This is a genomic window from Streptomyces sp. NPDC054841, from assembly GCF_053611045.1.
In genome coordinates, this window is the sequence record NZ_JBSGZO010000434.1 from 1 (window position 1) to 7,192 (window position 7,192).

At 71.9% G+C, this 7,192-nt stretch carries 7 protein-coding genes; 3 read left to right on the forward strand and 4 right to left on the reverse strand.

Annotation, left to right across the window (positions count from 1 at the left end; all coding sequences use genetic code 11):
• Positions 1 to 48 precede the first annotated feature (48 nt).
• From ACWGI8_RS35695 to ACWGI8_RS35710, 4 genes are all read right to left on the reverse strand, one after another.
• Positions 49 to 690, reverse strand: coding sequence for a response regulator (locus ACWGI8_RS35695; RefSeq protein WP_453667430.1), 642 nt, complete (start codon positions 688 to 690; stop codon positions 49 to 51).
• Positions 691 to 977: 287 nt separating this feature from the next.
• Positions 978 to 2,222, reverse strand: a complete 1,245-nt coding sequence (locus tag ACWGI8_RS35700) for a histidine kinase (RefSeq protein ID WP_453667432.1) — start codon at positions 2,220 to 2,222, stop codon at positions 978 to 980.
• Positions 2,219 to 2,935, reverse strand: a complete 717-nt coding sequence (locus ACWGI8_RS35705; protein WP_453667442.1) for an ABC transporter permease — start codon at positions 2,933 to 2,935, stop codon at positions 2,219 to 2,221. The genes ACWGI8_RS35700 and ACWGI8_RS35705 overlap by 4 nt, the downstream gene beginning before the upstream one ends.
• Positions 2,935 to 3,936: an ABC transporter ATP-binding protein gene (locus tag ACWGI8_RS35710; RefSeq protein ID WP_453667434.1), complete on the reverse strand. Its 1,002-nt coding sequence runs from the start codon at positions 3,934 to 3,936 to the stop codon at positions 2,935 to 2,937. Before ACWGI8_RS35710 ends, ACWGI8_RS35705 begins: the two co-directional genes overlap by 1 nt.
• A 319-nt stretch (positions 3,937 to 4,255) precedes the next feature.
• Between ACWGI8_RS35710 and ACWGI8_RS35715 the strand changes: the two genes are divergently transcribed.
• From ACWGI8_RS35715 to ACWGI8_RS35725, 3 genes are read left to right on the forward strand one after another with little or no spacing between them, the layout of a single operon-like run.
• Complete coding sequence (locus tag ACWGI8_RS35715; RefSeq protein ID WP_453667436.1) at positions 4,256 to 5,110, forward strand: MaoC/PaaZ C-terminal domain-containing protein; 855 nt, start codon at positions 4,256 to 4,258, stop codon at positions 5,108 to 5,110.
• 20 nt (positions 5,111 to 5,130) lie between these two features.
• On the forward strand, positions 5,131 to 6,207 hold the full coding sequence (locus ACWGI8_RS35720; RefSeq protein WP_453667438.1) for a Zn-dependent alcohol dehydrogenase: 1,077 nt from the start codon (positions 5,131 to 5,133) through the stop codon (positions 6,205 to 6,207).
• Between the two features lie 19 nt (positions 6,208 to 6,226).
• Positions 6,227 to 7,168 (forward strand): 3-oxoacyl-ACP reductase, encoded by a 942-nt coding sequence (locus ACWGI8_RS35725; protein ID WP_453667440.1) that lies wholly within the window; start codon positions 6,227 to 6,229, stop codon positions 7,166 to 7,168.
• Positions 7,169 to 7,192 lie beyond the last annotated feature (24 nt).

Sequence of the window (7,192 nt, forward strand, 5' to 3'; positions counted from 1 at the left end):
GGACCGCCGCACGCGCTGAGGTACGGGCGCCGGGGGCGGAGCCCCCCGTTACAGCCAGCCCTGGCGGCGGGCCGCGCGGACCGCCTCCATCCGGTTGCGGGTCCCGGTCTTGCCGATCGCCGCCGAGAGGTAGTTGCGCACCGTCGACTCCGACAGATGCACCTTCGCGGCGATGTCGGCGACCGTCGCCCCGTCCACCGCCGCGTTCAGCACATCCCGCTCACGCGGCGTCAGGGGGCTCGGCCCCGCGCTCAGCGCCGCCGCCGCGAGCGCGGGATCGATGACCGTCTCACCACGCAGAACGGCCCGGATCGCCTCCGCGAGCTCCTCCACGGGCCCGTCCTTGACCAGGAACCCGGCGGCCCCTGCCTCCATCGCCCGCCGCAGGTACCCGGGCCGTCCGAACGTCGTCAGAATCAGCACCCGGCAGTCGGGCACCTCGTCCCGCAACTCCGCGGCGGCGTCCAGACCACTGCGGCCGGGCAGTTCGATGTCCAGCAGCGCCACGTCGGGCCGCGCCAACTGCGCGGCCCGCACGATCTCGTCCCCGGCGGCCACCTGCGAGACCACCTCGATGTCCTCCTCCATCCCGAGCAGCAGCGCGAGCGCGCCGCGCATCATGCCCTGGTCCTCGGCGAGGAGAACCCTGACGGACTTGGCGGGGCGGTGATCCCGGGGCGTTTCATCCACCGCTCAAGGATATGGCCGAACCGCCCACCGGGCGCGGGCAACCGGCCTGGTCAACGGGGCCGCCACCGCCAGCACCGCCAGCACCGCCAGCACTGCCAGGACTGCCAGGACTGCCAGGACTGCCAGGACCGTCAGGACCGTCAGGACCGTCAGGGCCACCGGGACCGCCGGCATCCCCGGGACTGCCAGGATCACTTCCTCCACACCTTCAACCACCACCGCTGCCACACCGCACTCGGCGGCCGGCCACCCATCAGCCGCGTGAACAACGCTGCGGGTCAATACGCTCAGGGCACCGTCTCCTGCGCATCCACGGGGAGTTCCGCCGTCACCAGGAACCCGCCCCGCGGAGCCGGGCCCGCGTCCAGGGATCCGCCTGCCGCGGAGACACGCTCCCTCAGGCCCTTGAGGCCGCTGCCCGGTGGGGTCGAGCCCCTGCCGCGGCCGTCGTCCGTGATCACCAGGCGGACGCGTTCTCGCGTACCGCTCACCTCGATCTCGCAGTGTGAAGCCCCGGAGTGACGTACCGCGTTGGTGACGGACTCCCGCACCACCCAGCCCAGCAGCGCCTCGGTCTGCGGCTCCAGGGGCGGGCCCGACCGGCGGACGACCAGGTCGATGCCGGCGGTGGTCAGGGCCGAGCGGGCGCCGTCCAGCTCCGTGGCGAGGCTGCCCTCGCGGTAGCCGGTCACCGCCTCGCGGATCTCGGTCAGGGCCTGGCGGCCGACCGCCTCGATGTCGGAGACCTGGGCGAGGGCCGCGGCCAGGTCGCGCGGGGCGAGGCGGCGCGCGGCCTCGGACTTCACCACGATCACCGACAGCGTGTGGCCGAGCAGGTCGTGCAGATCGCGGGAGAAGCGCAGCCGCTCCTTCTCGACCGCGGTGCGGGCCAGCTCCTCGCGAGTGGAGCGCAGCTCCTTGACGGTCTCGGAGAGCGCGAGGATCGCGGCGGTCACCATGCCGGAGATGAAGGTCCCGTACGCGACACCGATCGCGTCCCAGCCGTCGCGCAGCCCGGCGATCAGCCCGGCCACCGCACTCAGGGCGAGCATCACCGGCCCGATGCGGCGTCCTCGCAGCACCGCCCCCGTCGCCAGGCCGAGCAGCGGGAAGAACAGCAGCCATGCCCCGCCGTAGCCGATCGCGAGGCCGCACGTGACCGCCCCGAGCGCGACCAGCACCCAGCGGGTGAGCGGCGCCTCCCGTGACTGCTTGTCGAAGGCGCGGAACACCAGCGTGATGTAGAGGGAGTTGAAGACCAGCACGCCGATGCCGCCGATCCAGGGGTTCGGGGTCTTGCCCTGGAGGAGGTTGGAGACCGCGCCCATACCCATCAGCAGCCACGGCAGCAGCGCGAAGCCGTTGGGCGGGCCCATCCCCTCGGGAAGCCGCCCCGCCTTCCTCGCGGCCTTCTCCTGCGCCCTGCACACCTTCTGGTCGGCCTTCGCCTTCTTCGCCTGCCAGTCGGCCTTCCATGCCGCCATCCGCGCGGTGTAGTGCTTGTCCGCCCAGCCCATCGCCGCCCCCGTCATGTCGTCCTCGCCGACCGACGGTACGAGACCACCGCGTACGAGCCGAACAGCAGGGCCCAGACGCCGAGCACGGCGACCGTCGTGAACCCGGGCGCGCTGCCGTCGGTCATGGCCCGGCCCAGCTCGGCGAAGCGGTTGGCCGGAGTGTAGCCGGACACGGTGCGCAGCCAGCCGGGGAACAGCTCGACCGGGAACCACAGGCCGCCGACCACCGCGAGCGCCAGATTGCAGCCGACGTTGACGACGCCCGTGGTCTGGGCGGAGAGCCGGTAGCCGTTGCCGATGCCGAGCAGGGTGAAGGGGAGCGCGCCGAGCCAGAGCGCGACGGCGACCGCGGCCCACTGCCAGGCCGCCATGCGTACGCCGTTGACCAGACCGCCCGCCGCGAGCACCGCGGCGATGGAGGGCAGGACGATCACCGAGCCGGTGAGGGCGCGGCCGGTGACCACCTGACGCGGGCTCATGGGGGTGATGCGCAGCTGCCGCAGCCAGCCGATCGACTTGTCCTCGGCGACGCCGGTCCCGGTGGACAGGGCCGCGCCGAGCGCGCCGTAGGCCGCCATGCCGACCATGGAGGCGGTCTTCCACTGGGTGTCGTCGGTGCCGAGGTTGGTGAAGAGCAGATACATGAGCACCGGCATCCCGATGCCGAACACCACGAATCCGGTGTCGCGCAGGGTACGGCGGACTTCCAGCCGCACATAGTCGGTGATCAACGGACGGTCTCCAGAGCGGTGGTGCCGGTGGGGGCAGTGGTGTCGGTGGCGTCGGCGGTGTCCGTGGCGGCAGTGGTGTCGGAGGCGGCGTCGGCGGTGGCGGCGGCGTCGGAGGCGGCGTCGGAGGTGATGGCGAGGAACGCGTCGTCGAGCGAGACGGGGGCGACTTCGAGGCCGCGTACGGCACCCAGTGCGGCGAGTGCGACGACCGTCGCGTCCGAGTCGTCCGTGCGCAGCCGGGCACGGTCCCCGTGCACCTCGACCGAGACGACGCCCGGCAGCCGGATCAGCCCCTCCGTACCCCGGCCCGCCAGATCGAAGGAGACGAGGTTCCCGCCCGCCGCCCGCTTGAGTTCGTCCCCGGTGCCGTCGGCGACGATCCGGCCGTGGTCGATGACGACGATCCGGTCGGCGTGGGCATCGGCCTCCTCCAGGTAGTGCGTGGAGAACAGCACGGTGTTGCCGCGGCGCGCGTAGGCGCGCATGGAGGCCCAGAAGGCGTGGCGGGCCTCGACGTCGAGCGCGGCGGTCGGCTCGTCGAGGACGATCAGCTCGGGCGAGCCGGCCAGTGCCACCGCGAACCGGACTCTCTGCGCCTGACCGCCGGAGAGCCTGTCGACGCGGCGGTCGGCGAGTCCGGTGAGCCCGGCCAGCTCCAGCGCCTCGTCGACGGGCAGCGGCTCCGGATACGTACGGGCGACGAACCCCACCAGCTCGCGGACGGTGACCCGGGGGACCTGGCGGCCCTCCTGGAGCATCGCGCCGACGCGCCCGGAGCGGACGGCCGCCGCGGGGGTGTCGCCGAAGAGGCGTACGGCGCCGGAGTCGGGCTCGTTGAGTCCCAGCAACAGGCTGATGGTGGTGGACTTGCCCGCGCCGTTGCGGCCGAGCAGGGCGACGGTTTCGCCGCGCCGGATGTCCAGGTCGATGCCGGCCACCGCCTGCACGGAGCCGAAGGCCTTGGCGGCCCCGGTGAAGAGGACTGCTGTCGTCGTCATGGCCACGACGCTACGGACCGGAGCGGTGGCTCCGGCAGATGCGCATGTACGGACGCGGCAGTGACAAATGTCCTGGGTGGACACCGGGTGGGTGGACACCGGGACACGGCGATCTGACGTTGCGTCAGGAGTCTTCACAAGTAGTGGGGGGTGCGTTATACATAGGGTCCAACCGGCCTAGAACGCGTTCTAGAACGGGCGCGGGGAGCGGCCGGTCCTCGTACGGCCTCGGTGCGGCCGACGGTGCGGACGGCCGCACCGAGGTCTTCCACTCCACAGCACTCCACAGTGAGCCAAGGAACCAAGGAGCAGCATCCCCATGCCCATCGATGCCGCCAAGGCGATCGCGGCCGAGCCGCGCAGTGCCGAGATCACCTGGGACCACAAGGACATCCAGCTCTACCACCTCGGCCTCGGGGCGGGCGTCCCGGCGACCGACCCCGACGAGCTGCGCTACACCCTCGAGTCCCGGCTCCATGTGCTGCCCAGCTTCGCCACCGTCGCGGGCGCCGGTATGGGCGTCGTCGGCGGGCTCTCCGCCCCCGGCATCGACGTCGACCTCGCCGCCGTGCTGCACGGCGGCCAGCGGGTCGAGGTACACCGCCCCATCCCGGTCAAGGGCCGGGCCGTCAGCACCTCGCGGGTCGCCGCCGTGTACGACAAGGGCAAGGCGGCGATCCTCGTACTGCGCTCGGAGGCGGCCGACGACGACGGGCCGCTGTGGACCAGCGACGCGCAGATCTTCGTACGCGGCGAGGGCGGCTTCGGCGGCGAACGCGGCCCGTCCGTGCGGGTGGAGCAGCCGGACCGCGAGCCCGACAAGGTCGTCGAGCGGGCGATCCGTGAGGACCAGGCGCTCCTCTACCGTCTCTCCGGCGACTGGAACCCGCTGCACGCCGACCCGGAGTTCGCCGGGCTCGCGGGCTTCGACCGGCCGATCCTGCACGGGCTCTGCTCGTACGGCATGACGCTCAAGACGGTCGTCGACACGCTCCTCGGCGGCGACGTCGGCCGCGTCCGCTCGTACACCACGCGCTTCGCCGGGGTGGTGTTCCCGGGCGAGACCCTGCGCATCCGGATGTGGCAGCAGGACAGCAAGGTCCAGGTGTCGGTGACGGCCGTCGAGAGGGACGACGCCCCGGTGCTCGCCGACACCATCGTCGAAATCGCCTGACTCCTGAAGGGAGCCGCACCATGCGCGCAGCCGTACTGCACGAGATCGGCCAGGAGAAGCTCGATGTCCTCGACGACGTCGAGGCGGCGGGCTTCGGCCCCGGCAAGGTGAAGATCCGGATGAGGGCGACCGGGCTGTGCCACTCGGACGTCTCCGCGATGAGCGGTGTGCTGCCGCAGCCCGCGCCCTTCGTCCCCGGCCACGAGGGGGCCGGGGAGATCCTCGACGTCGGCGACGGAGTGACCGCGGTCAAGCCCGGCGACCGGGTGCTGATGTGCTGGCTCCCGGCCTGCGGGTCCTGTCCGTCCTGCAAACGCGGCCAGAGCCAGCTCTGCCTGGCCGGGCTCATGAACGCCGGCACCCCCAACTTCAAACGCCCCGGCGGTGACGTCTTCGGCTTCGCCGGTACGGGCACCTTCGCGGAGGAGGTCGTGGTCGACGCGGGCTGCGCCGTGCCGATACCGGACGATGTGCCCTTCGAGATCGCGGCACTCATCGGCTGCGGGGTGACGACGGGAATCGGCGCGGCCATCAACACGGCGAAGGTGGAGGCCGGTTCGTCGGTCGCCGTCATCGGCTGCGGCGGCGTCGGCATCTCCACGATCCAGGGCGCCCGGGTGCAGGGCGCGGCACAGATCGTCGCCGTTGACCCGGTGGCCTCGCGGCGCGAGGCGGCGCTGTCCTTCGGTGCGACCGAGGCCGTCTCCCCGGACGAACTCGCCGACGCCAAGCAGCGCATCACCGGCGGCGAAGGCTTCGACTACGTCTTCGAGGTCGTCGGCAAGTCGGCCACCGCCAGGACGGCGTACGAGACGACGCGGCGCGGCGGCGCGCTGTGCATCGTCGGCGCGGGCGCGATGGACGACTTCCTGCAGCTCAACATGTTCGAGCTGTTCTTCGACGAGAAGCGGATCCTGCCGTCGATGTACGGGGGCGGGGACGTGCTCCGCTCGTACGAACGGGCGATCGCGCTGTGGCGGGCCGGCCGTGTCGACCTGGAGTCGCTGATCACGCACCGCGTACAGCTCCACGAGATCAACGAGGCACTGACCCAGATGCGCACCGGCGAGGCGCTGCGCACCTGCATCGAGATCTGATCGAGCCGAAGGGACCCGGATGTCACTCCCACTTGAGGGCCTGTCCGCGATCGTCACTGGCGCGGGCCGCGGTCTCGGCCGCGCCGAGGCACTGGAGCTGGCCCGGCTCGGTGCGAGCGTCGTCGTCAACGACTACGGGCAGCCCGGCCGCGACGGTTCCGGCGAGGCGTCGGCGGCGCCCGCGGAGGAGGTCGCCGCGGAGATCCGCGCGGCGGGCGGCCAGGCGGTGGCCCAGCTCGGCGACGTCTCGGACTTCGCTTCGGCACGAGCCCTCGTCGACCTGGCGATCAGCACGTACGGAAAGCTGGACGTCCTGGTCAACAACGCGGGCATCCTGCGGGACCGGATGGTCTTCTCCATGAGCGAGGACGAGTGGGACTCGGTGATCCGGGTCCACCTCAAGGGCCACTTCAACACGACCCACTTCGCGTCGGTCCACTGGCGCGAGCGGTCCAAGGCGGTGGGTGCGCCTGTCTACGGGCGCGTCATCAACACATCGTCGGAGGCGTTCCTGGCGGGCTCGGCGGGCCAGCCCAACTACGCGGCCGCGAAGGGCGGCATCGTCGGCCTGACGACGTCGACGGCGCTGGCCCTGGCCAAGTACGGCGTCACGACCAACGCCATCTGCCCGCGGGCCCGTACCCGTATGACGGAGGACGTCTTCGCCGGCTTCGGGGAGCCGTCCGACGGCGAACTCGACCCGCTCGCCCCGGAGCATGTCTCCCCCCTGGTCGGCTATCTGGCGTCCCCGGCCGCGGCCCGCGTCAACGGCCAGCTCCTGGTCGTCCACGGAGGCATGGTGGCGGTCGTCGAACGGCCGCGGGTGGCCGCCAAGTTCGACTCGGCGAAGGACACGTTCTCGTACGAGGAGCTGGACGGCGCCCTCTCCCCGTACTACGAGTCCCGCCCCTCGAACGAGACCTTCGCCGCAGCGGAGATCCTGGGCCTGAAGCGGGCCTGAAGCGGGCCTGAAGCGGGGCTGGAG

What these genes read in the sequence shown, in the direction of transcription:
- ACWGI8_RS35700 (WP_453667432.1), bottom strand. Translation starts at nt 2,222, where the DNA reads ATGACGGGGGCGGCGATGGGCTGGGCGGACAAGCACTACACCGCGCGG.
- ACWGI8_RS35710 (WP_453667434.1), bottom strand. Translation starts at nt 3,936, where the DNA reads ATGACGACGACAGCAGTCCTCTTCACCGGGGCCGCCAAGGCCTTCGGC.
- ACWGI8_RS35715 (WP_453667436.1), top strand. Translation starts at nt 4,256, where the DNA reads ATGCCCATCGATGCCGCCAAGGCGATCGCGGCCGAGCCGCGCAGTGCC.
- ACWGI8_RS35720 (WP_453667438.1), top strand. Translation starts at nt 5,131, where the DNA reads ATGCGCGCAGCCGTACTGCACGAGATCGGCCAGGAGAAGCTCGATGTC.
- ACWGI8_RS35725 (WP_453667440.1), top strand. Translation starts at nt 6,227, where the DNA reads ATGTCACTCCCACTTGAGGGCCTGTCCGCGATCGTCACTGGCGCGGGC.